Origin of the sequence: Burkholderia ambifaria AMMD (assembly GCF_000203915.1) — a bacterium.
GTDB lineage: Bacteria > Pseudomonadota > Gammaproteobacteria > Burkholderiales > Burkholderiaceae > Burkholderia > Burkholderia ambifaria.
Window position 1 is genome coordinate 694,883 of record NC_008391.1, and the last position, 23,060, is coordinate 717,942.

At 63.6% G+C, this 23,060-nt stretch carries 18 protein-coding genes and 1 pseudogene; 13 read left to right on the forward strand and 6 right to left on the reverse strand.

The features are described 5' to 3' along the window. Nucleotides 1-77: 77 nt before the first annotated feature. The 7 genes from BAMB_RS19210 (at nucleotide 78) to BAMB_RS19240 (ending at nucleotide 8,035) form a co-directional block, all read left to right on the forward strand. The gene (locus tag BAMB_RS19210; protein ID WP_011658831.1) at nucleotides 78-1,136 is read left to right on the forward strand and encodes an NADP-dependent oxidoreductase; all 1,059 of its coding nucleotides are present in this window, start codon (nucleotides 78-80) and stop codon (nucleotides 1,134-1,136) included. An 82-nt stretch (nucleotides 1,137-1,218) separates the two neighbouring features. Next, nucleotides 1,219-1,518, forward strand: a complete 300-nt coding sequence (locus tag BAMB_RS19215; RefSeq protein WP_011658832.1) for a putative quinol monooxygenase — start codon at nucleotides 1,219-1,221, stop codon at nucleotides 1,516-1,518. A gap of 129 nt (nucleotides 1,519-1,647) precedes the next feature. Next, on the forward strand, nucleotides 1,648-2,103 hold the full coding sequence (locus tag BAMB_RS19220) for a (2Fe-2S)-binding protein (RefSeq protein ID WP_011658833.1): 456 nt from the start codon (nucleotides 1,648-1,650) through the stop codon (nucleotides 2,101-2,103). 1 nt (nucleotide 2,104) lies between these two features. After that, nucleotides 2,105-4,324: a xanthine dehydrogenase family protein molybdopterin-binding subunit gene (locus BAMB_RS19225; protein WP_011658834.1), complete on the forward strand. Its 2,220-nt coding sequence runs from the start codon at nucleotides 2,105-2,107 to the stop codon at nucleotides 4,322-4,324. Nucleotides 4,325-4,339: 15 nt separating this feature from the next. Continuing rightward, a complete protein-coding gene (locus tag BAMB_RS19230; RefSeq protein ID WP_011658835.1) occupies nucleotides 4,340-5,659 on the forward strand; it encodes a c-type cytochrome in 1,320 nt (439 codons plus the stop codon). 161 nt (nucleotides 5,660-5,820) lie between these two features. Further along, on the forward strand, nucleotides 5,821-7,266 hold the full coding sequence (locus BAMB_RS19235; protein WP_011658836.1) for an NAD-dependent succinate-semialdehyde dehydrogenase: 1,446 nt from the start codon (nucleotides 5,821-5,823) through the stop codon (nucleotides 7,264-7,266). Nucleotides 7,267-7,609: 343 nt separating this feature from the next. Continuing rightward, nucleotides 7,610-8,035 (forward strand): hypothetical protein, encoded by a 426-nt coding sequence (locus tag BAMB_RS19240; protein WP_041491462.1) that lies wholly within the window; start codon nucleotides 7,610-7,612, stop codon nucleotides 8,033-8,035. 84 nt (nucleotides 8,036-8,119) lie between these two features. Here the strand turns inward: BAMB_RS19240 and BAMB_RS19245 are convergent, their stop codons facing one another. After that, nucleotides 8,120-8,368, reverse strand: a complete 249-nt coding sequence (locus BAMB_RS19245; protein WP_011658837.1) for a hypothetical protein — start codon at nucleotides 8,366-8,368, stop codon at nucleotides 8,120-8,122. Between the two features lie 324 nt (nucleotides 8,369-8,692). Here BAMB_RS19245 and BAMB_RS19250 point away from each other — a divergent pair, with 324 nt between their 5' ends. Together BAMB_RS19250 and BAMB_RS19255 are read left to right on the forward strand one after the other, a co-directional pair. Next, the gene (locus BAMB_RS19250) at nucleotides 8,693-10,183 is read left to right on the forward strand and encodes an ISNCY family transposase (RefSeq protein WP_011658838.1); all 1,491 of its coding nucleotides are present in this window, start codon (nucleotides 8,693-8,695) and stop codon (nucleotides 10,181-10,183) included. Between the two features lie 224 nt (nucleotides 10,184-10,407). After that, nucleotides 10,408-10,780, forward strand: a pseudogene (locus BAMB_RS19255) (helix-turn-helix domain-containing protein); the annotation flags it as partial. A gap of 120 nt (nucleotides 10,781-10,900) precedes the next feature. On the opposite strand, the gene BAMB_RS34065 reads toward BAMB_RS19255, so the two are convergent. Further along, nucleotides 10,901-12,613, reverse strand: coding sequence for a YadA family autotransporter adhesin (locus BAMB_RS34065; protein WP_082089648.1), 1,713 nt, complete (start codon nucleotides 12,611-12,613; stop codon nucleotides 10,901-10,903). Nucleotides 12,614-12,996: 383 nt separating this feature from the next. Here BAMB_RS34065 and BAMB_RS35020 point away from each other — a divergent pair, with 383 nt between their 5' ends. Then, the gene (locus tag BAMB_RS35020) at nucleotides 12,997-13,443 is read left to right on the forward strand and encodes a hypothetical protein (protein WP_011658841.1); all 447 of its coding nucleotides are present in this window, start codon (nucleotides 12,997-12,999) and stop codon (nucleotides 13,441-13,443) included. Between the two features lie 174 nt (nucleotides 13,444-13,617). On the opposite strand, the gene BAMB_RS35400 is transcribed toward BAMB_RS35020, so the two are convergent. After that, complete coding sequence (locus tag BAMB_RS35400) at nucleotides 13,618-13,797, reverse strand: hypothetical protein (RefSeq protein WP_127456174.1); 180 nt, start codon at nucleotides 13,795-13,797, stop codon at nucleotides 13,618-13,620. Between the two features lie 257 nt (nucleotides 13,798-14,054). Between BAMB_RS35400 and BAMB_RS19265 the strand changes: the two genes are divergently transcribed. After that, nucleotides 14,055-15,752, forward strand: coding sequence for a M4 family metallopeptidase (locus BAMB_RS19265; protein ID WP_011658842.1), 1,698 nt, complete (start codon nucleotides 14,055-14,057; stop codon nucleotides 15,750-15,752). Between the two features lie 207 nt (nucleotides 15,753-15,959). Here BAMB_RS19265 and BAMB_RS34070 read toward each other — a convergent pair whose 3' ends face one another. After that, complete coding sequence (locus BAMB_RS34070; protein ID WP_011658843.1) at nucleotides 15,960-16,532, reverse strand: YbhB/YbcL family Raf kinase inhibitor-like protein; 573 nt, start codon at nucleotides 16,530-16,532, stop codon at nucleotides 15,960-15,962. Nucleotides 16,533-17,275: 743 nt separating this feature from the next. Here BAMB_RS34070 and BAMB_RS19270 point away from each other — a divergent pair. Continuing rightward, the gene (locus BAMB_RS19270) at nucleotides 17,276-18,433 is read left to right on the forward strand and encodes an alkene reductase (RefSeq protein WP_045554960.1); all 1,158 of its coding nucleotides are present in this window, start codon (nucleotides 17,276-17,278) and stop codon (nucleotides 18,431-18,433) included. 66 nt (nucleotides 18,434-18,499) lie between these two features. Continuing rightward, nucleotides 18,500-19,249 carry an SDR family NAD(P)-dependent oxidoreductase gene (locus tag BAMB_RS19275; protein WP_011658847.1) on the forward strand — a complete coding sequence of 250 codons (750 nt, stop codon included), beginning with the start codon at nucleotides 18,500-18,502 and terminating at the stop codon, nucleotides 19,247-19,249. Between the two features lie 299 nt (nucleotides 19,250-19,548). On the opposite strand, the gene BAMB_RS19280 is transcribed toward BAMB_RS19275, so the two are convergent. Together BAMB_RS19280 and BAMB_RS19285 are read right to left on the reverse strand one after the other, a co-directional pair. Beyond that, the gene (locus BAMB_RS19280; RefSeq protein ID WP_227739303.1) at nucleotides 19,549-20,301 is read right to left on the reverse strand and encodes a hypothetical protein; all 753 of its coding nucleotides are present in this window, start codon (nucleotides 20,299-20,301) and stop codon (nucleotides 19,549-19,551) included. A gap of 630 nt (nucleotides 20,302-20,931) precedes the next feature. Then, on the reverse strand, nucleotides 20,932-23,016 hold the full coding sequence (locus BAMB_RS19285; RefSeq protein WP_011658850.1) for a hypothetical protein: 2,085 nt from the start codon (nucleotides 23,014-23,016) through the stop codon (nucleotides 20,932-20,934). Nucleotides 23,017-23,060: the final 44 nt, after the last annotated feature.

A 23,060-nucleotide genomic window follows, 5' to 3' on the forward strand; every position in this document is an offset into this window, starting at 1 on the left:
GGCCTCGCGCATCACGGTTGTCGAACGTTGATCCGATCGTGCCCGTGGCACGTCCATTCCTGTTGACGGAGGTTCCCATGCCGCAAACCAAGACAGCAAACCGCAGAATCGTCCTGAACGCGCGTCCGGTCGGCGCACCCACCCCGAACGACTTTCGCACCGAGACCGCCGACGTGCCGGTGCCCCGCGCCGGACAGGTGCTGTTGCGCACGGTCTGGCTGTCGCTCGATCCGTACATGCGCGGGCGCATGAGCGACGCGCCGTCGTATGCGCCGCCGGTCGAACTCGGCGACGTGATGGTCGGCGGCACGGTCAGCCGCGTCGTCGCATCGAACCTGCCCGCGTATCGCGAAGGCGACCTGGTCGTCGCGGGCGCGGGCTGGCAGGACTACGCGTTGTCCGACGGCAGCGATCTCATTGCGCTCGGCCGCGACTTCGCGCATCCGTCGTATGCACTCGGCGTGCTCGGCATGCCGGGGTTCACCGCGTACACCGGATTGCTGAAGATCGGCGAGCCGAAGGCCGGAGAAACCGTGGTCGTCGCCGCCGCGAGCGGGGCGGTCGGGTCGGTGGTCGGCCAGATCGCGAAGCTGAAGGGCTGCCGCGTGGTCGGCGTCGCGGGCGGCGCCGACAAGGTCGCGTACGTGAAGGACACGCTCGGCTTCGACGCGTGCATCGATCATCGCGATCCGCAGTTTGCGGCCAAGCTGAAGGACGCCTGTCCGAACGGCATCGACGTCTATTTCGAGAACGTCGGCGGCGCCGTGTTCGACGCGGTGTGGCCGCTGCTCAACGATCATGCGCGCGTGCCGGTGTGCGGCATCATCGCGCATTACAACGACGCGGCGTACGACGACACCGCGGTGTCGAGCGGCCGTGACCGCGTGCCGGCGCTGATGGGCACCATCCTGCGCAAGCGCATCCGGATGCAGGGCTTCATCATTCTCGATCATTATGCGACGGGCTATGCGCCATTCCTGAAGGAGATGAGCGAGTGGGTCGCGCAGGGCAAGGTGAAGACGCTCGAGGACGTGATCCCCGATCTCGCCGATGCGCCGAATGCGCTGATCGGCTTGCTCGCCGGCAAGAACTTCGGCAAGGTCGTCGTGCGCGTCGGCCCGGACGAACTGGCCTGAGGCGACGCGTCCGTCTGCACGCTGGCGTCACCGGATGCCGGCTTATGGCATGCTCGATCCCGTTTCCCAAGGAGTGAAAAACATGGCGCTTTATGTGATGGCATCGGTATTTCCGAAACCCGAACACGCGCAGGCCGTCGAAGCCGAACTGCGCAGCATGGTCGCGGCGACCCGTGCCGAACCCGGCAATCGCCGCTACGACCTGTTCCGCGAACAGGACGGCTCGCCGGCGCTGCATCTGTTCGAGATCTACGACGACCAGGCCGCGTTCGATGCTCACCTCGCAAGCCCGCACTTCACCGCGTTTCGCACCAAGTCGACCGAATGGTTCTCGGCGCCGCCCGTGATCAAGGTGCTGTCGGGCATCGACGCGGCCGAATAACCCGCGCGGAACCACCGCCGCGGCTCGCCCCCCGGGCCGCGCGGCAGCCGCCGTGCGTTGCGCGGCGGCGATGAACAATCCGGCGCGCCGGTCGCGCCGCTTCCCCAATACACCGGCCCCGGAGGCTGAATGGTCACCCTCAATATCAACGGCGAGAGCCGCACGGTCGACGCCCCCGACGACATGCCCCTGCTATGGGTGCTGCGCGACGTCGTCGGCCTGACCGGCACAAAATTCGGCTGCGGGATCGCGCAATGCGGTGCGTGCACCGTGCATCTCGACGGCGTCGCCGCGCGCTCGTGCGTGCTGCCGGTCGCGGCCGTCGCGGGCCGCAAGATCACGACGATCGAAGCCGTCGGCGCGACGCCGGCCGGCCAGAAGGTTCAGGACGCGTGGCGCGAGCTCGACGTCGTCCAGTGCGGCTACTGCCAGTCCGGGCAGGTGATGGCGGCCACGGCGCTGATCGCGTCGAACCCGAGCCCGAGCGATGCCGACATCGACGCGGCGATGGCCGGCAACATCTGCCGCTGCGGCACGTACAACCGGATTCGCGCGGCCGTGAAGCACGCCGCGAAGGGGAGCTGACATGTCGCGAGGACTGATCGAAGCAGGTCGGGCCGGCGCGGGCGTGTCGCGCCGTTCGTTTCTCAAGGCGGGCATGTCGCTCGGCGCGGCGGCGGGCGGCGGCCTGCTGCTCGGCTTCAGCCTGCCGGCGGCCGGCGATGACGCGCGGCGCTCGGTGATCGGCGGCGATGCGGACGAAAACGCGCGTGCCGGCGTATTCGCGCCGAACGCGTTCGTGCAGATCGACCGCGGCGGCAAGGTCACGCTGGTGATGCCGAAAGTGGAAATGGGCCAGGGCGTCTACACGGCGCTGCCGATGCTGATCGCCGAGGAACTCGAGGTGCCGCTGTCGAACGTCACGCTCGATCATGCGCCGCCGAACGAGAAGCTGTTCCTCGATCCGCTGCTCGGCGGCCAGCTGACGGGCGGCTCGACGTCGGTGCGCTACGCGTGGGAACCGCTGCGCCGCGCGGGCGCGACCGCGCGCACGCTGCTGGTTGCCGCGGCCGCCAAGCAATGGAACGTCGATCCGGCCACCTGCCGCGCGGAAAACGGCGAAGTGCAGCACCCGCCGAGCGGCCGGCGCGCGTCGTACGGCCAGCTCGCCGATGCCGCGTCGAAGCTGCCGGTGCCGAAGGACGTCGCGTTGAAGCAGCCGGCCGATTTCAAGCTGATCGGCAAGCCGGTGAAGCGGCTCGATTCGCCGGAGAAGGTCGACGGCACCGCGCAGTTTGGGCTCGACGTGCGCCTGCCCGGCATGCTGTACGCGGTGATCGTGAACAGCCCGGTGTTCGGCGGCACGGTTGCGAGCGTCGACGATACGGCCGCGCGGAAGATTCCCGGCGTGCGTCAAGTGGTGCGCGTCGACAACGCGGTCGCGGTGGTCGGCGATCACACGTGGGCCGCGAAGCGCGGCGCGTCGGCGCTCGTCGTCAAATGGAACGAAGGCGCGGACGCGAAGGTGTCGACGAAGGACATCGTCGCCGATCTCGCGCAGGCCGCCGCGAACGGCAAGGGTGCCGTCGCGCGCAAGGAAGGCGACGTCGGCCGTGCGTTCACGAACGCGAAGACGCGCGTCGATGCCGTCTATGAACAACCGTTCCTCGCGCACGCCACGATGGAACCGGTGAACTGCACGGTGCAGGTGCGCGCCGACGGCTGCGAGATCTGGGTCGGCACGCAGGTGCCGACGCGGGCGCGCGATACGGTGCAGCAACTCACGGGGCTCGCACCCGAGAAGATCGTCGTGCACAACCATTTGCTCGGCGGTGGCTTCGGCCGGCGGCTCGAGACGGACATGATCGGACAGGCCGTGAAGGTCGCCAAGCAGGTCAACGCGCCCGTGAAGGTCGTGTGGACGCGCGAGGAAGACATCCAGCACGACATGTACCGGCCGTACTACTACGACCGGATCTCGGCCGGCCTCGACGCGAACGGCAAGCCGGTCGCATGGCAGCACCGGATCGTCGGCTCGTCGATCATCGCCCGGTTCGCGCCGCCTGCGTTCAAGAACGGCGTCGATCCCGACGCGGTCGAAGTTTCGGCCGAATTGCCGTACGACCTGCCGAACCAGCTCGTCGACTACGTGCGGCAGGAGCCGCGCCACATCCCGACTGCGTTCTGGCGCGGCGTCGGCCCGACGCGCGGCACGTTCGTCGTCGAGAGCTTCATCGACGAGCTGGCCGCGCAAACCAAGACCGATCCGGTGCAATACCGCCGCGCGCTGCTCGACAAGACGCCGCGTGCGCGCAACGTGCTCGACGTCGCGACGAAGGCGGCCGGCTGGGGCACATCGCTGCCGAAGGGGCAAGGGCGCGGCGTATCCGTGATGCACGCGTTCGGCAGCTTCTTCTCGATCGTCATCGACGTCGCGGTGGACGAGGGCGAAGTGCAGGTCAAGCGCGTCGTGTGCGCGGTCGACTGCGGGATGGCTGTGAATCCGAGCACGATCGAGGCGCAGGTCCAGGGCGGCATCATCTTCGGGATCACGGGCGCGCTGCATGGCGAGATCACGATCGAGGACGGCCGCGTCGTGCAGAGCAACTTCACCGACTACCGGATGATGCGCATCAACGAGACGCCGCCGATCGAGGTTCATCTCGTGAAGAGCGCCGAGGCGCCGGGCGGCATCGGCGAACCGGGCACCGCTGCGACCGCGGCGGCCTTGTCGAACGCGATCTTCGCGGCGACCGGCAAGCGGCTGCGCAAGCTGCCGGTCGGCAGCCAGCTGAAGACGGCCTGAGGGGAGGGACAAATCATGCGAAACCTCATCCTGAACCGCTCGAATCGCGTCGCGCGTACGTTCGGCGCATCGTTGATCGCGCTGTCCGCGCTGATGGCCGGCACCGCGGCGCATGCCGCGCAAACGGCGCCGGCAGACAGCGCGCTGGTCGCACGCGGCGCGTATCTCGCGAAGGCGGGCGACTGCGTGGCGTGCCACACCGCGCCGCGCGGCGCGCCGTTCGCCGGCGGCCTGAAGATGGTCACGCCGATGGGCGCGATCTATACGACCAACATCACGCCCGACCCGGAAACCGGCATCGGCGGCTACACGGAAGCCGAGTTCGCGGGCGCGCTGCGCGCGGGTGTCGCGAAGGACGGCCATCACCTGTATCCGGCGATGCCTTATCCGTCGTATGCGAAGCTGCGCGACGACGACGTGAAGGCGCTGTACGCGTACTTCATGCACGGCGTCGAGCCGGTGAAGCAGGCGAACCGTGCGTCCGAGATTCCGTGGCCGCTCGGCATGCGCTGGCCGCTGGCACTGTGGAACGCGGTGTTTCTCGACACCAAGCCGTACGCGGACAAGCCGGCCAAGGACGCGGCGTGGAACCGCGGCGCGTATCTCGTGCAGGGGCTCGGGCATTGCGGGTCGTGCCATACGCCACGCGGCGTCGGCTTCCAGGAGAAGGCGCTGGACGAAGGCGGCGCGGCGTTCCTGTCGGGCGCGCCGATCGACAACTGGTTCGCGTCGAACCTGACCGGCGAGCACAATACGGGGCTCGGCCGCTGGAGCGATGCGGAGCTCGCGCAGTTCCTGAAGACCGGCGCGAACCGCCATGCGACCGCGTTCGGCTCGATGGTCAGCGTGATCAATCACAGCACGCAGGAACTGACCGACGACGATCTGACGGCGATTTCCCGTTACCTGAAGTCGCTGCCGGCGGCGGGCGGCACGGGCGCGCCGCCTTACCGTTATGATCCGAAGGCGACGCAGGTCTCGCTTGGCCGGCCGGCGAACGATCCGGGCGCAAAGGTGTATAACGCTTACTGCCTGCATTGCCATGGCGTGGACGGGCGCGGCTACGCGCCGCTGCTCGCGCCGCTCGCCGGCAACCCGAACGTGCTCGAGGCCGATGCATCGTCGCTGATCAACGTGACGCTGAACGGCAGCGAGTCGCTCGTGATCGGCGGCGTGCCGTCCGCGTATCCGATGCCGGCGTTCTCGAACCAGTTGAACGACCGCCAGATCGCCGACGTGCTGACGTTCATGCGCGCCGGCTGGAACAACGGCGCGCCGGCCGTGCAGCCGGCGGACGTCGCGAAACTCCGCAAGGCGACGGCGGCCACGCGCTGAGCGCGGCCGACCGTGGCGGATGACGACGGGCATGCGTGCCGCTTGCCCGTCGTCGAACATTGCCGGGTGCATCGCGCCCGGCAACGCAGCGCTTTCTGTCAACCGGCGCGCGGCCATTCGCGGCAGCGCGCGTTTTATCGACGCAAAGTAGGGGTGTGTGGATGGCTAACGTGACTTATACGGATACGCAACTGCTGATCGACGGCGAGTGGGTCGACGCCGCGAGCGGCAAGACGATCGACGTCGTGAACCCGGCGACGGGCAAGGCGATCGGCAAGGTGGCCCATGCGGGCATCGCCGATCTCGATCGCGCGCTGGCTGCGGCGCAGCGCGGTTTCGAGGCATGGCGCAAGGTGCCCGCGAACGAGCGCGCGGCGACGATGCGCAAGGCCGCGGCGCTGGTGCGCGAGCGCGCCGACGCGATCGCTCAGTTGATGACGCAGGAGCAGGGCAAGCCGCTGACGGAAGCGCGTGTCGAAGTGCTGTCGGCAGCCGACATCATCGAATGGTTCGCGGACGAAGGCCGCCGCGTGTACGGCCGGATCGTGCCGCCGCGCAATCTCGGCGCGCAGCAAATGGTCGTGAAGGAGCCCGTCGGCCCGGTCGCGGCGTTCACGCCGTGGAATTTCCCGGTCAACCAGGTCGTGCGCAAGCTGAGCGCCGCGCTCGCGACCGGCTGCTCGTTCCTCGTGAAGGCGCCGGAAGAAACGCCGGCGTCGCCGGCCGCGCTGCTGCGCGCGTTCGTCGACGCGGGCGTGCCGGCCGGCGTGATCGGCCTCGTGTACGGCGAACCGGCGGAAATCTCGTCGTATCTGATCGCGCACCCGGTGATCCGCAAGGTGACGTTCACGGGTTCGACGCCCGTCGGCAAGCAGCTCGCCGCGCTCGCCGGCCAGCACATGAAGCGCGCGACGATGGAATTGGGCGGCCACGCGCCGGTGATCGTCGCCGAGGATGCGGACGTCGCGCTGGCGGTGAAGGCCGCCGGTGGCGCGAAGTTCCGGAACGCGGGCCAGGTGTGCATTTCGCCGACGCGTTTTCTCGTGCACAACAGCATCCGCGACGAATTCACGCGCGCGCTGGTGCAGCACGCCGAGGGGCTGAAGATCGGCAACGGCCTCGAGGAAGGCACGACGCTCGGCGCGCTGGCGAACCCGCGTCGGCTGACCGCGATGGCGTCGGTCGTCGAGAACGCGCGCAAGGTCGGCGCGAGCATCGAGACCGGCGGCGAACGGATCGGCTCGGAAGGCAACTTCTTCGCGCCGACCGTGATCGCGAACGTGCCGCTCGAAGCGGACGTGTTCAACAACGAGCCGTTCGGTCCGGTCGCGGCGATCCGCGGCTTCGACAAGCTCGAGGACGCGATCGCGGAAGCGAACCGTCTGCCGTTCGGGCTGGCCGGCTATGCGTTCACGCGTTCGTTCGCGAACGTGCACCTGCTGTCGCAGCGCCTCGAAGTCGGGATGCTGTGGATCAACCAGCCCGCGACGCCGTGGCCGGAAATGCCGTTCGGCGGCGTGAAGGATTCGGGCTACGGGTCGGAAGGCGGGCCGGAAGCGCTGGAGCCGTATCTCGTCACGAAGTCGGTGACGGTGATGGCGGTCTGACGATCGTTGGAGTGCGTGCGGGTCGGTGGGTGTGCGGTGCGCATGCTGGGTTGGTGGAGGCCGGGCGATTTTGCCCGGCCTTTTTTTCTTCGTTCCGGGTTGTTGGATGAGGAGTCGGCACCGAACACGCTTTCGGAAAGGATTAGAAAGACGCGTTCTGTCGCCACTGCCGCACGATTTAGCGCTGGACGAATGCGCGGGCTTTCTCAGACAATGCATATTGTCTGATCAATTATGGGGTATTGCGGTTTTGCAGCCGGGCGGTCAGATATCAGTAAGGTGATGCGCAGTTTCCCGCCACCCACGGGCCGGTGCCAGAATCGACTTTTCTAAGCGAGCCATCATGTTTACGTTGCAAGCCCGAGAAAACCAAACCTTCTTTGCGCGCGTGCATCCGGACGGGAGCGTGCGTGTCGACGTCATGACTCAGGATCAGGCTAACGCCGATCCTAACTGCCACTTCAACTGGGAGGGCACAACACCGTTCGCGATAAAGACGGCGGATGGGCGATTCGTAGGGTATGGTGGAGCGCCGGGAAGTGGCATCCTCGGGAGTCTTGTAGACCCTGGAATTTATGCCTATAGCGATTGCGGCACCCGCTTCGGTATTACCGAGTTTGACCACTGCGATGCTTGGCTAGAGGTAACTTTCACATTCGAGTCTGCCAATCTGGCTTTTCCCGTTGAAGCGGGGCAGCAGCTCTATCTACGCCCGCTCAGCGACGGTGACGATGACACAGTTTTTTACGCGAACTTTGTGCCATCGTGACTCGTTAGTACGGTCCGGCTCCGCGATTCAATGCTGGATGAGAAATGCCCGCATGCGCGGGCTTTTCTGTTGATGGGGCTCACCTCAGATGTGCAGAATGCGCGCCGCGAGGAACCATAGCAGCCATTGCACGATTACGGCGCCGATAAGGTAAGCCGCAACGATATGCACCGGTCGGCGACGCGAGAACAAATAGAATCCCAGGGCGGCGACCCGGATCGGTGGGCCGAACAGGTAGGCGAACAACTCAATGGTCGAGCCTGCCGTGGCGGCGCATGCGTCGACGCCGCCGCCGCAGGCTCCGGCCAGTGGCGCACACCAATGCTTGATCACCGTGCATAGGCGAGTATCTACCGCGGACTACGCGATGAAACTGACGCGTCCAGCAATCATCGATGTGCGGACCGCTGGCGTCTCGGCGGCGTCGCCGTCACGGGGACAGGCCGTCAGTGAGCGCGAGAAAATCGGATAGCGCGCCGTGATGGGGGCGGCATTCAGAGCGATTGGGTCCGCTCTTATAATTTTACATAACGTGAATTATCAACATTTAATCTTGTAATGGCTAGATTGAAATGTCCGCTTTTGGCTACATAGAAATGTCCGCTTTCGTGCCGCGTAAGCTGAACGGCCGCCGGGTGTCCGGCGCCGGAGGCTGCGATGGCTGCAACGGAGCGGATCACGATGACGATGCGCGAGCTGGACCGATTCAAGGTCATTCAGGACGTGGCGGACGGCAAGCTCAAGCCATGGCGTGCGGCAGAACGGCTGGAATTGACGACGCGGCAAGTTCGCCGGCTGGTCGCCCGGCTGCGTGAGCATGGTCCGGCAGGTTTGGTGTCGGGACACCGATCGAAGCCCGGCAACCGTCGCCTGGACCCAGGAGCCGCCGACCGGGTGCTCTCGATCATCCGCCACCGCTACGCCGATTTCGGGCCGACGCTGGCCTGCGAGAAGCTATGGGAATGCCATGGCATTCGGCTGGCCAAGGAGACGGTCAGGAAGCTGATGACGGACGCCGGCTTGTGGATTCCGCGCCGGCAACGACCGCCGAAGGTCTACCAGCCGCGAGCGCGCCGGGCATGCCTGGGCGAACTGATCCAGATCGACGGCAGCGACCATCGATGGTTCGAGGAGCGTGCGCCGGCGTGTACGCTGCTGGTGTATGTGGACGACGCGACGAGCCGGTTGATGATGCTGCACTTCACGCAGACCGAATCGACCTTCAGCTACTTCGAAGCGACGCGAGCGTACATCGAGCGGCACGGCAAACCTGGGGCGTTCTATAGCGACAAGGCCAGCGTGTTTCGCAACGTGAAGCCGGGCAAGACCGGCAATCGCGTGACGCCGTTTGGCCGGGCGATGTACGAGCTGAACATCGACACGTTCTGCGCGAACAGCAGTTCGGCCAAGGGGCGCGTGGAGCGAGCGCACCTGACGTTGCAGGATCGATTGGTCAAGGAGATGCGATTGCGCGGGATCAACACGGTGGCCGACGCTAACGCTTACGCGCCCTCCTTCATGGCCGCCTACAACGCACGCTTCGCGAAGCCGCCGAAGAGCGACTTCGATGCGCATCGGCCGCTGCGGGCCGACGAGAATCTGGACTTGGTGCTGACGTGGCGCGAGCCGCGAAAGGTAACGAAGTCGCTCACGGTGCAGTACGACCGGGTGATGTATTTGCTGGATGACACGCCGGCCAACCGGAAGCTGATCGACCGCCAGATCGAGGTATGGGAGTACCCGGATGGGCGGATCGAAATCCGGGCTGATGGTCGTGTGTTGCCGTACCGGCAATACGATCGCCTGGCTGAAATCGATCAAGGTGCCGTCGTTGAGCACAAGCGTTTGAGCCATGTGTTGCAGGTCGCGCAAGCCCTTCAGGCGCAACGCGATAACAGTCGAATCGGTAAAGCTCCGTCTCGAACGCATCGAGGCGACTCAACCCGGACCGACCGAAACGAACCTCATACGGGCAAGAAGAAGCAACGCGAGATCACGCAGACCGACGTCGAGCATGTGATCGTGGATCTGGCGCAACGTAGGCAGACCGCAAAGCCCTCAGACAAACCTGGCCGCCGGTCTGCAAAAGCTGGAGAAACAAACGTGAGCGCCCTGCCCGTTCAAGCACCGACCTTCGACACTGCGTAACGGTCAAAACGAGGAAACAGAAGTAGCAAAACCAACCTTAAAACCGGACATTTTTAAATAGCTGGAAGGTGGACATCTGAATCCGGGTATGACAAATCTGTAAGAGCAAAGTTGTAATGTCGCATCTGGGCAAAGTTGAAATGTCGTAGTCCGAGGGTTTCGGCGCATGCTGGCGGCGGTTCGAACTGCCGGAGCGCATCGTGGGCCAACCTGGACTGATCACCATGAGCATGCGGGAGCTGGATCGTCTGAAGGTCGTGGAAGCCGTGATCGAGCAGCGTCTGATGCCTTGGCGGGCCGCGGAGCGGCTTGGGATCAGTCGACGGCAGATCGAACGGCTGGTCGCCCGGTATCGGGCTGCTGGCCCCGCCGGGTTGCTTTCGCAGCGCCGTGGCCACGCGAGCAACCATCAACTGCCCGAGGATTTGGCACATCGTGCCTTGAGCCTGATTCGTGAGCGCTACGCCGATTTTGGGCCGACGCTAGCCTGCGAAAAGCTCCGGGAGTGCCACGGAATTCAGCTGGCCAAGGAGACGGTCCGGAAACTGATGACAGACGCTGGTTTATGGATCCCCGCGCCGGCAACGTCCGCCGAAGACCAGCCTCGCTGTATCACGGTCGGAATTGCGCACCTCTATTCGTCGATGCCCGCCGTGGCAAGTACACCACGGCGGGCTGTGCGACTAACTACCTAAGCAGTTATCAGTAGACCGAGCCTTACCAAACATACCCGGCGCTACCCCCAACAGCCACCGTACCGCGGGTGTTTGTCGAGCCACCGCCTTTGAAAATCCAGCTACCGCCAGGCAGATAAGTCGACACACCGACAGCGAAACCCGTCTGACCAGCGTAATTGCCAACCGCCACGCCGACGACCGACTTACCGGGCGCAGGTGCTTGCGGGAGCATCGACAGCGCGACGGCCGAAGCCGAACCGGCGTTCGAATCCTTGCGATACTTTTGGAGGTCGTCCCGAACGCTGTTAACTGCGCTGTTGAACTGGCGTACGTTCACGGCATCGGTCGGAGCCGTACCGTCTGCAACGTTGGTAATCTGACGCTCGGCTCCCGGCGCGCCGACCGAAACCGTGTTGTCCCTGTCTGCAATTGAATTAGCACCCAGGGCAACCGAATTGTTCGCGGTCACTCGGGAGTTTGCGCCAATTGCAGTCCCGTTCGTGCCCGTGACGTTCGAACCGTCACCGATTGCGGTTCCGTTCGTGCCTGTCACCTTGGAACCCGAGCCAATGGCAGTTGCGCGATCAGCCGTAACAGTCGAGTTGGTTCCGATTGCCGTGCCATCTTGACCCGAAACGTTTGCGCCGTTGCCCACAGCGGTCCCGTTGGGGACAGACACGAGCGAATTGTTCCCTACCGCGGTGCCGGTTTGGTCTGCAACCGTGCCATTCGAACCGGAAGTGGAAATTGTGTCGACCTTCGCTGTGAGAGACGTAAGGTTATTCGAGAGAACGGAAACTTGACTTGCGACAGCGAAAAGCTGTGAGCCGTTGACCGCGTCCGTACTCGTTGCGCTGATTTCACCGGCGGCGACATTCACGATCTGGCGTTCGGCGCCTGCGCTGCCCACGCTCACCACGCCGACGGGTGTGCCCGCGAAGCCGCTGTAGTTGACGCCGTTCAGCGTCGCGCTGCTGACCGTGGTAAACGCGCGCGTCACTGCGCCGGAGCCCAATGCCACGGAATTTGCATCGGCCGCGGAAGCATTTTCGCCAATCGCGATCGCGTTCTGGGCAGTGGCCTGTGCGCGGGAAATTGAAACGCTGCCGATCCCGGATGCGACAGAATCCACACCGATTGCGGTCGCGTCAGACGCGTTCGCGCTCGCCTGAAAACCCACCGCCGTTCCGCCAGCGGCTGAACTATTAGTACCGACCGCCGTTGAGAACTCCGAAGTAGTATGTGCCAGCGCACCAATCGCAGTCGAGTCGCCATTCGCTGCGCTCGACCCGCCGCCGTACGCCACTGCCCTGGTGCCGTTGGCCACCGAATTAGAGCCGACCGCCGTCGCATTCCGGCCATTTGCCGTAACCGTATCGCCCAATGCCGTTGCCGCCCCGCCCTGCGCCGACACAAAGACGCCGACTGCAGTGTTCTGGCTCGAACCATCGGCACCGGCAACTGCGGGATACGTTCCCCCCGTGGTCGCCGGGGGTGCCGCCGCAGCACCGCCGATCGTCTCGTTGATACCACCGTTCTGGCCACCGACTGCCAGGTTATCTGCGTATGCCCGCCCCACAGGCAGCAGCATCAGCGCCGTTACCGCCGCCAGCGAAACCCGCAATTTGAGCGGGATGCCAGCCGCCGTCATATTCGCTTTCCCCGACTCGCCGTGTACGCCGCGCGTCTCGGCTGCCTTTGCTAGCACACCTAATCCTCGATTCGAGGCCACCCTGTATTGACTCTTGTTCATTGCGCTTTCCGTTCTGACTTCCCTAGTGGACAAAAGGGAGTTTCCTTTTGCTCTCTTCGTAGCCGCGCCTCAGACAAGCTCGCGCACCGCCCCTCGGATATGCAGCGTCCGCCGCATTTTTTACCGCTACGATCAAAGCCCCTTCCTTACCGGCACCCCGTGTGACGGGTGGAAATCCCGTGTAAGGTCTGCGGAATTATGGGAAACGCCTCTCGCCCCTATGTTTGCCAAATAGGTGAATTTGTTTGCCGCGGGGGAATTCTTTATTTATTGGTCAGTGACCTGGTCTGGTTAGAAATGTCCACTTCCGTGCCGCGTAAGCTGACGGGCCGCCGGGTGTCCCGCGCCGGAGGCTGCGATAGCTGCAAGGGAGCGGATCACGCATGACGATGCGCGAGCTGGACAGGTTCAAGGTCACTCAGGACGTGGCGGCCGGCAAGCTCAAGCCATCGCGTGCGGCGGAACGACTGGAATTGACCACGTGGCAGGTTCGCCGGATGGTCGCCCGGCTGCGTGAACATGGTCCGGCGAGTTGGGTGTCGGGACACCGAACGAAGTCCGGCAACCGTCGCCCGGCCCCACGACCCTCCGACCAGGCGCTCTCGATCATCCGCGATCGCTACGCCGATTTCGGACCGACGTCGGCCTGCGAGAAGCTGTGGGAATGCCACGGCTTCCGGTCCGCCAAGGAGCTGACTCGGACGAGCGGTCCGAGGCACGCTGACAAACGTAAGCGCCCTGCCGCTCCCGGCTTGTTCCTTCAACGCTGCACGACGGAACGAGCGATGAGACATGCGACATCTGTATTTAGCTGGCGCTACGAGATCTGAATCCGTGCATGACACGATAAAAAACAGCGTCCGCTCACGCCGGAAACCATTTAAATTATTTACAAATCTAAGTCAATAGACTTTGCTGCGAATCATCTTGGTTTGATTATATTCCCGCTGCGCAGCGAAAGCCAAATAATCTGAAACTCAAGCAGATAACAATCCGGATAATTGTTAGGAAATATGAAAATCAATGGAATGGAGTCCACCTTTTCGATTAAATTCATAATCGACATAATTGTTTGGAATTTCGCGTAGCCAGTTTTTATCTTCTCGTGCCGTGACGACCCATTGCTGAGCGCCGCCGGGCAGCATGACTGGGTGCGCACGTCGCAGCAATTCGCCCTCGGGCATCGCAACATTCTCAAATCACGCTGCGTCGATGCAACTTCATCGACACGTCTGGAGCGGCTAATCGAATCATTTCATATTCCTCACCAAATCATGACTTGATTAACGACTCCGACATGAAAAATTAATCTATCTGAAAATATCTTGTAATTATAAAAACGACCTCCTAGCATGCCTCTGCGGTTCGCGACATGTCTTATATCAACGTCTTCACTGGATTCATTCCTCGAACATTACCCATTCATAATCTGGGGGATTACATGAAGAAATTGTCTCGTCTGCTGCCCATCGCCGCGATTACCATCGCGAGTCTCAGCGCTTTTGCCCAGGCCGGTGACCCGTCGGCCACGGTCGACAAGGCGCTGCAACTGATCCAGCAGAATCCGTCCGCCTTCAGTCTGGCTACCGGCGGCACAGCACGCACGTTGAAGTTCGCGGGGCCGCAGGCAAGCGCGCCAACGGACGGAGATCAGTTCCAGGTACGCGACGTGATCGTCGATCCCGATGGCACCGAGCACGTGCGCTTCGATCGCTTCCATGCGGGCCTGCCCGTGATAGGCGGTGACGTCGTCGTCCATTCGAACCGAGGGCAGTTGAAGCAGGCGAGCCAGACGCAGCTCGCACCGATCAATCTCGCCGGCACGATCGGCAAGGTCGGAAACCGCTCCGTGGTACGCAACGCGCCCGACATAGGCGCGGCCAGGGCCAAGCACATCGCGGCCGCGCGTTTCGACTCGAACGTGCGTCGCGTCGATGACGCGGAGCTCGTCGTGTTCGCACGCGACGTCGCGCCGACACTGGCCTACGCGGTGCGCGTATACGGCAAGGCGACCGATGCGCACGGCGATGCCATGCTGTACTACATCGATGCGCGCACCGGCACCGTGCTGGACGCACAGGACCTGATCAAGACCGCCGCCGCGACCGGCACCGGCCGCTCGCTGTACTACGGCAACCTGTCGCTCACGACGGACCAGACCGGCACGAACGCCTACCGGATGCTCGATCCGAGCCGCGGCGGCGGCTCGGTCTACGATGGCCGCGGCCTGAGCTCGGACGACGTCGAGCAAGCCACCGACCTGCCGATCTTCACGAGCAGCACGAACGTGTGGGGCAACAACACGACGACCGACCGGCAGACGGTCGCCGCGGACATCGACTACGGGCTCGCGTTGACTTGGGACTACTACAGAACGACGCACAACCGCAACGGCATCTTCAACGACGGCCGCGGCGTAAGGAGCTACGCTCACGTCGTATTCAACACGGGCAGCGGCACGACCGGCGCGAACGCGGCATGGCTGTCATCGCGCGTGATGGTGTACGGCGACGGCGATCCAGGCACCCGCCTGCCGAAACCTGTCGTTTCGGTCGACGTCGCCGGGCACGAGATGAGTCACGGCGTGACCGAGGCCACTGCCAACCTGAACTATTCGGGCGACGCGGGCGGCCTGAACGAATCGACGTCCGACATTTTCGGCACGCTCGTGAAGTTCTACGCGAACAACCCGAACGACCCGGGCAATTACGTGATCGGTGCGCGCGTGACGAGCGGCGGCCTGCGCAAGATGTACAAGCAGGATCTCGACGGCCGGTCATTCAGCTGCTACCCGACCGGCGGCTTCTCGTGGTCGAATCCGCGCCACGATCCGCATTTCACGTCGGGTGTCGGCAACCGCTTCTTCTACCTGCTGTCGGAAGGCCCGGTGGTACCGTCGACCGATACCGGCCTGTCGAGGACGCAGCTGGTCTGCAACGGCGACACGACGTTCAGTGGCCTGGGCCGGGAGAAAGCCGGCAAGATCTGGTACCGGACACTGACCGTGTACCTGAACGCCAACTCGAGCTACCCGAACGCACGGCGTGCGTCGATCCAGGCAACGAACGACCTGTATGGCGCGAACTCGGTCGAAAGCGCAACGGTCGCGCGTGCCTGGAGTGCGGTCGGGGTGAATTGACCGCGCGCGTGTGGGCGCGTTGAACGCCCGGAGATCGTGGTGGTATGTCGCTTCGAGGTCACGCGTCGCCCGGGCGAATGACGGGCAGGTATCGATCGACTGCCTGCACTTGCAGGCGGTCGATCGGCCGACAATGCTTTCTTGCTGCGGGGACAATGCTCCCCGGGTCGAGTGTCGATCAGATACGCGCTCGACCAGCGCTGACAGTCAATTCAGCGATCGGTGGTAGGTCGCGATATATCGTGCCTGCCCAAGGATGTTTCCATGCATCTGATATGCAACGACCGCCGGACTCGATGTCGATTTCACGTCGACACTCGGGATGGACAGCGCAGACACCGTCACGACATATCGATGCGACTCACCTTTCGGCGGGCATGGCCCGCCGTACTTGGATTCGCCAAAATCCGTCAGCGTCTCGAGCGCACCCGCCGGCATTCGTCCCACATCTCCTGACGCACCCTTCTGAATCGACGTTTCCGAAGGCGGAATATTGACGACTGCCCAATGCGTCCATCCGAGCCCTCCAGTCGGGGCATCAGGATCGTACATGGTGACGACGATGCTTCTTGTTCCAGGCGGAACGTGCGCCCACGAGACTTGAGGCGAGACGTTATCGCCACGACATCCAAAGCCGTTGTAGACCTGCGCGTTCGCAAACTGACCATGGTCGAGGCCGTCAACCTTGACAGTAAGCGGATCGGCAAAAGCCACTGCTGGCACGACTGTGAAAAGTATCGTGGAGCAAATCCTCGATCGCAGAAAGAGACCAAATCGCATGGCGCGCTCCTAAGACAGGTTCAGTGTGACGTTTCGTACGACCGGATCGACATACTCGAGATACAGCGTATGTAACGATCATCGACGCGGATTCTAGGCTCGAGCTGCAAACATAAGTAGCACCACGGACGTTCTCACCATATTGCTCGGGCGACAACAATCCGCGGCGTACAGAAATGCGGATTCACGTCGAGACGAATACAACGACAACCAGATTCACCTCGATAGTGACGCGCTGAGTCGCGTCGCAAACTCCGCTTGGTCGGGCCGTTGGTGCATTTCGCGCACGAATGTATTGCCCCGTGACTCCATCGACCATGAAACGGTCGCACTCGATAATGGTCACCAGCAACGATCAACCGGGCGCGCAGACTTCCGCGCTCGACACGCGACCTTTTCGCGGCTGGATCACTGACTGCTAATGAAACCCGACATGTCGAAACCCCGTGAAAGTCAGCGCGTGACTAAACCATGTGGCGCCCGACGCGCTGTGTCCCGACCGGATTGTGGTGTTCTCCAAGGGCCGACTGCCCTTACTGCGCGAAGGCGAAAACAATTGCTGTTTGACCGCGAGATGGATTACGTCGACATACCACTCGCTCACAAAATCCGCGGAAAAGTACTGAGCGCGGTATCGGGCAGCATGACCGCGCCGCAAGTGTTCATCAACTGCCGGTACATCGGCGGAACCGAAGCACTCGAACCATACCTGCAGGGCCAAGTTGCCATACAAGGAAACCAACATGACTCAACTTTTCAAGCCGTTCGATCTCAACGAGATTCCGCTCGCGAATCGCATCGTCATGGCGCCAATGACTCGATCCCGCGCGGCAAACAATATTGCCGATGAACGCACGGCCCTCTATTACGCGCAACGCGCGACCGCCGGCCTCATCGTGACCGAAGGAAGTCCTATCTCCCGCGAGGGCCAGGGCTATCTCTTCAATCCGAGCATCTATTCAGACGAACAGGTAGCCGGGTGGAAGTTGACCACGGACTCGGTTCATGCCGTCGGCGGCAAGATTTTCGCGCAACTGTGGCACGTGGGTCGTGTATCGCACACCAGCCTCCAGCCTGATGGTGGTGCGCCACGCAGCGCCACGTCACGGCTTGCAAAAGACTCGATCGTGTTTGCTTACGACTCCAACGGGAAGCCGGGGTTCGTCCCGACGTCAACGCCGTCCGCATTGTCGACGATGGAGGTCGAGCGCGTGGTCGAGGACTTCGTTTCCGCTGCGTCCAACGCCATCGAGGCCGGATTCGACGGCGTGGAAATCCACGCGGCCAACGGATATCTGTTCGAGCAGTTTCTGAATCCGCTGGTCAACGATCGCACTGACCGCTATTCAGCGACGACGCGCGAAAATCAGTTGCGCTTCGCGCTGGAAGTCGTTGACGGCATTGCCGAACGTATCGGCACCGGCAAAATAGGCATCCGGATTTCACCGTATGGGCAGCTATTCGATATGCCGCACTACCCGGGCATTCTCGATACCTATGGCGCGCTTGCGTTCGAGCTCGGCATGCGGCGCATCGCATATATCCACGTGATGGATCAGTCGAACGTCTCGGTGGCACCCAAAGACGACACCGCGTCGGACGATCGCACGATCGAACTGCTGTCCCGCATCAAGCGCGAGGCCGGCAACACGCCGATCATCCTCGCAGGTGGGATGACGATCAACCGTGCGCAGGCACTTCTTGATGACGGTCTGATCGATCTCGCTGCCTTTGGACAGCCATTCATTGCAAATCCGGATCTCGTGCACCGACTCAAAACCGGATTGCCGCTCGCTACCGCCGATCGAGCAACGTATTACGGTGGCGGCCTGAAGGGCTATGTCGATTACCCGCCGTTCGGTGCGCAATTTGCAGCGGAACCGCTCGAAAACATCACGTGAACAACGCTGCTGTTCGAATTCCGTCCAAAACAACTTTGTGATGCACCCACTCTGACCCACTACATCATGAACACGCTTGCAGGAAAGGTTGCAGTCGTCACCGGCGCAAACAGCGGTATCGGATTTGCCATCGCCTCACGTTTCACCGAAGAGGGGGCCAGTGTCGTTATCGTCGGGCGCCGAGCCAGCGCCGTGGAGGAAGCGGTTGCACGACTCGGTGAGAATGCCACAGGTGTTACCGGCGACCTCTCCGACCTCACGACACACGAACGTGTTGCGTCACTCGTTGCCGAGCGCTTCGGCAAGGCCGATATCTACGTAGCGAATGCCGGTATGAACGTGATCACGCCATCTGATCAAGTCTCGGTTGAAGAATATGACAGACAGTTTGCAACCAATACCAGGGCAGCCTTTTTTGGTGTGCAGAAGATCGCACCACTACTGAACAACAACGGCTCAATTGTGCTGATCAGCTCGATCGCGAGCAGCAAGGTGCTGGACGGGCATGCCGTCTATGCCGGAAGCAAAGCGGCGCTCGAAGCTTTCGCCCGTAACTGGGCTCTGGAGTTCAAGGAACGTCGCATCCGCGTGAACGTCATCAGTCCGGGTCCGACGGACACCCCGATCCTCGGCAAGCTTGGCATTACGGCAACGGATCGCCCTGCTTTCGAAGCCGTCATGGCGGGCGCTATTCCGTTTGGCCGACTCGGGCGCGCAGAAGAAATTGCCAATGCCGCGCTGTTCCTTGCAGGAGACGAAGGCAGTTTCATTACCGGCGTCAACCTGCGAGTTGACGGGGGAATTTCACTCGTCTGATGCCAAGGCCGGTCTGGATGAATACCGCTGAAATTGACCAATCCCTTCGCCATTGTCTAGGATAACGAAGCGAGTGCAACACGATCCATCGAGTACATGCAAGCGCCGGCCCGGCAACGCCAACTGCGTGCCGGGCAGCAGCGCCGCATTCACAGCGCGCAGCCAGCCGCGCGAGGCCAGCCATTCGAGCGACCACCGCGCTGCCGGTGCCAAGCGAATACGCCACCAGCACGCTGCGCTTGCCGCGATAACGCTCGACGTGACCGCAAATGTTCTGCACTCGAATCGACGCGTCCCGCTCAGGCCGGCAGCACAAGCAGCGTGTTGCCGGCCTGCTGGTTCCAGTTGTCGAGCGCCTGCAGATAATCGCCCGCCGGATTCACCTTGAACGCGAGCTTCGCGGACGCCACCGTCACCACGCCCGCCTCCGACAGATTGAAGCCCCACTCCACGCCGCCCAGATAAGCGCTGTGCTGCACATCCACCGCGATCGTCACGAGCCGCACCTGCACCAGTTCGCCGACGCGCGCCGCCATGTGCCGGGGCGTATCGACGATCCATGCGCGCTGGTAGCCCTTGCCGCGTCGCGAGCCGGCGCCTGACAAGGTCTGGACGCCGCTCTGCTTGATCCAGTCGCGCAACTGCGGCGTGATGTTCGGCGTCAGATCGCGGATGGGCCGGGGCGCGCCCAGATCATTGGTGCCGTACCAAGGCGACACACTGTTGGAATCGAGCGACCAGCCGTTCGCCGCGCGCTCCCGTTCGCGATCGTTGATCCACTGTCCCTGCGGCCGGATCAGCTGGACCAGCCGCACGTTGTCGCTGTCCCGGTCCGCGCGGAACCAGAGCGCCGTATCGACGCCCACGGTGATGCGCCCGCCCACGGGTTCGTCCGGGCTCGAGTTGTAAGGGGCATACACGGCGAACTCGAATTCGCCGCCCGAGGTGGAAATTGTCGTCATCGATTTCTCCTGGATGAATTGAGCCTGCACTGAGTTGGACGTGAGCGCGGCGCGCGCGTGAATGGCGTTGTTGGATAAATTTGGTGGCACGCGGTGAGGTTTGCGCGCGACCGCCGATTGGGCGCGCCACGCTCAGCAATGCGGGTTCTGACTGAGTCGTCGGGTGCGCTTCGCAGTTGTCGCCCTTCCCTTGAATTCGTCGTGCTGCGACGAAACGGGCGAGGGCCGGCGACGTGTCAAGAAGGCAGCGGGGTATGGAGCGCCGCGACGGAAACGGCAGAATCCGCGCAGCTACGATCGGAGAGACGGAAGAAGAACGAGGGGAACGAAGGTGTCGGTAGCGCCAAATGCTCGACGAGGCAGAACGCCCCGCGCGGCAAGCGCGCTATCCGAGCAGAACGCTGACGGTATGCCGCGAGGCTGGCGCGGATGGGCACGCGGTGCGGGTCGTATCGCAAGCCGCGCGAGTTCGTGTGTATCTTCCGCTGCGCGATCTTCCTGTGCCTGACGCGGTCCCAAGAGCAGAACCGAATTGATCGCGCATGCGTTACGCGACGTCCTGACCGTGCCGCCGCTTTCCGACGATATCGGTGCAGACGAAGTGGCGATTCACGCGCCCACGCCCACGCCCACGCCCACGCCCTAACAACAACGACCCGGCGGAACGGCGAACCGTTCCGCCGGACGACTACTCACCGGCCATACGCGGCGCGATGCCCGTCACCGGTCGTATTCGAGCGATTCGGAGAAGAGCATGTCGCCCGTATCCGACCAGCTCAGGTTCACGAACGAGAAGTCGGTGCTCCCCGTCCAGCCGGCCACCGACGGAAACGCCACGCCCTGATCAGCCGGCACATCGAGCTTGATCGCGGCGCCCGGCTGCACCGGCAACGCGCGCGCGGAGCCGTTGACGAACATCGGCGACGGCTGCCCGGCCGCGGTGGCGCGAATCTGCACATTGCCCCGCTTGACGAACGGCACCCCCGCTTTCGACGTCCAGCTCAACGGGAACGTCGCGCCGCCCGCAAAGGTGCCGGCGCTGCCCGGCGTCAGCGCGTCGCGGGTCGACTGCGCGACGTCGTGCCATGCGTACTGACGCAACGCATCGGGCAACGGCGACGGCGTGCGCAGCCGGACCGTATAGTGCAACTTCGGCGCCGCGGTGTCGCCGTTCTGATAAACGTCGATCGTGTACGCGCTGAACGGCTTGATGTCGGCGAGCTCGGCGGCGCTCAGTTGCGGCTTCGCCCATGCGGTATTGTTGCGCGGCGCATCGCCCGGCCACGAAAGCAGGCCCGCGTTGGCCGGATCCTGTGCGACGCCTGCCAGGCGGTAGTTATTGCGGCACTGGGGCGACTTCAACAGCGCGGCAAGCTGAGCCGGGGTCTGCCCGCTCGCAATCTGTGCGCGGATGTTCAGCGTATCGCAGGTGCCGCTCGACGGCTGCAGGAACACGCCATGGCGCAACCCGGGGCCGTTGACGATCGCGAAGTCCACCCGGGCGCCCGCCGCATCGACGGTTCCTACCTGCAGGTTCAGCGAATCGATGAACGCGTTGGTGCCGGTCATCGGGTTGGCCGGATTCAGCCAGTCCCACTTCTGCGCGTTCGCGTTCACCTTGCTCAGCACCGCGCGCTGATTGCCGACCACGCGCCAGCCCGTATCGCCGCTCGCGAGACTGGCCGCCCGGACGGCGAGCTGCACATGCTGCTGCATACCGTCGCGAATACCGTCGGTGCGCGTCCACGCGATCTTCACCCACATCGTATCGCCGGCGACGACGCGGATCACTTCCGGCAGGCTGAAGCTTGCGTTGTTCATCGCATCGTCGGCGACGAGGCCCGGCGTGCCGCCGCCGGCCGGTGCGCCGAACTCCTGGTCGGCCGACATGCCGTTGTTCAGATAGGCCGTGGGCACGCCGGTGTTCAACGCGCCCGACGCGACATCATCGACGAAGATGAGCCCGCACGCCGGCACCTTGCCGCCCGTGCGCGCGGCGCCGGTCGAGCCGGTGAAGCACTGGTTGAGCGCGCTCTGCAATCCAGCCAGGTCGCTGGCGCTCGGCAGATTCGATACCGTCACGCCGCCGATCGTCGCGGCGGCCGGCAGGCTCGCCTTGTCGCTGGCCTGCGGCACGACGCCGGGAGCGAGTTCGAGCTGCACGGGCGTATCGCTGGACGCACCCGCGACCGAACTGATCTGCACGCCGCCGTTCGGCAATACGTTGATCTTCACCTGATCGAGCAGCCGGTCGAGCCCCGGTGCACCGGCGGTCAACGGCCCGGAAATCAGGTCGACACCGGTGTTGCCGGTCGCGGCCAGCAGGTCGGCCAGCACCGCCGAATAGGCCTGCACCGTGCCGGCAACGGCCTGAGCGGTGACCCGGCTTTGCAGCAGCCCGGTGTCGCCGAGCAACTTCGTCGGGTTGTCGCCGACGATGGTCGCGGCGATCGCGTTCGTGATCGGCGTGATGTTGATCGTCTGCGTGCCGCCGGTCGCGCTGAGCGCGATCAGGGTCGCTTGCGAATCGGCGACGTTGCCATACGCGGACAATGCAAAAGGCGCGGTCAAGCCGGTCACGGTGCAGTGAAACGCACCGGTCGCGGTATCGGCCGGACAGTCCACCGATTTGCCGGTCGCGTCGAACAGTTTCACGGTCGCGCCCTGCATTGCCGCGCCGACCGCCGCGACACCGCTGACCGTCTGCGCGGCAGGTTCGGGAGGCGACGAGGACGAACTGCCTCCGCCTCCGCAAGCTGACAGCACGAGCGCTGCAATACCGGACACGACAGGTTTGAGTTTCATTGCTTTTCCCCGAGAGTCTTCTGGTTGTCAGGTGCGCTACGCAC

Bases quoted from the DNA above. Each gene is read 5' to 3' on its own strand.
- BAMB_RS19210 (WP_011658831.1), top strand. From the start codon at position 78: ATGCCGCAAACCAAGACAGCAAACCGCAGAATCGTCCTGAACGCGCGT.
- BAMB_RS19215 (WP_011658832.1), top strand. From the start codon at position 1,219: ATGGCGCTTTATGTGATGGCATCGGTATTTCCGAAACCCGAACACGCG.
- BAMB_RS19220 (WP_011658833.1), top strand. From the start codon at position 1,648: ATGGTCACCCTCAATATCAACGGCGAGAGCCGCACGGTCGACGCCCCC.
- BAMB_RS19225 (WP_011658834.1), top strand. From the start codon at position 2,105: ATGTCGCGAGGACTGATCGAAGCAGGTCGGGCCGGCGCGGGCGTGTCG.
- BAMB_RS19230 (WP_011658835.1), top strand. From the start codon at position 4,340: ATGCGAAACCTCATCCTGAACCGCTCGAATCGCGTCGCGCGTACGTTC.
- BAMB_RS19235 (WP_011658836.1), top strand. From the start codon at position 5,821: ATGGCTAACGTGACTTATACGGATACGCAACTGCTGATCGACGGCGAG.
- BAMB_RS19240 (WP_041491462.1), top strand. From the start codon at position 7,610: ATGTTTACGTTGCAAGCCCGAGAAAACCAAACCTTCTTTGCGCGCGTG.
- BAMB_RS19250 (WP_011658838.1), top strand. From the start codon at position 8,693: ATGGCTGCAACGGAGCGGATCACGATGACGATGCGCGAGCTGGACCGA.
- BAMB_RS34065 (WP_082089648.1), bottom strand. From the start codon at position 12,613: ATGAACAAGAGTCAATACAGGGTGGCCTCGAATCGAGGATTAGGTGTG.
- BAMB_RS35020 (WP_011658841.1), top strand. From the start codon at position 12,997: ATGACGATGCGCGAGCTGGACAGGTTCAAGGTCACTCAGGACGTGGCG.
- BAMB_RS35400 (WP_127456174.1), bottom strand. From the start codon at position 13,797: ATGCCCGAGGGCGAATTGCTGCGACGTGCGCACCCAGTCATGCTGCCC.
- BAMB_RS19265 (WP_011658842.1), top strand. From the start codon at position 14,055: ATGAAGAAATTGTCTCGTCTGCTGCCCATCGCCGCGATTACCATCGCG.
- BAMB_RS34070 (WP_011658843.1), bottom strand. From the start codon at position 16,532: ATGCGATTTGGTCTCTTTCTGCGATCGAGGATTTGCTCCACGATACTT.
- BAMB_RS19270 (WP_045554960.1), top strand. From the start codon at position 17,276: ATGACTCAACTTTTCAAGCCGTTCGATCTCAACGAGATTCCGCTCGCG.
- BAMB_RS19275 (WP_011658847.1), top strand. From the start codon at position 18,500: ATGAACACGCTTGCAGGAAAGGTTGCAGTCGTCACCGGCGCAAACAGC.
- BAMB_RS19285 (WP_011658850.1), bottom strand. From the start codon at position 23,016: ATGAAACTCAAACCTGTCGTGTCCGGTATTGCAGCGCTCGTGCTGTCA.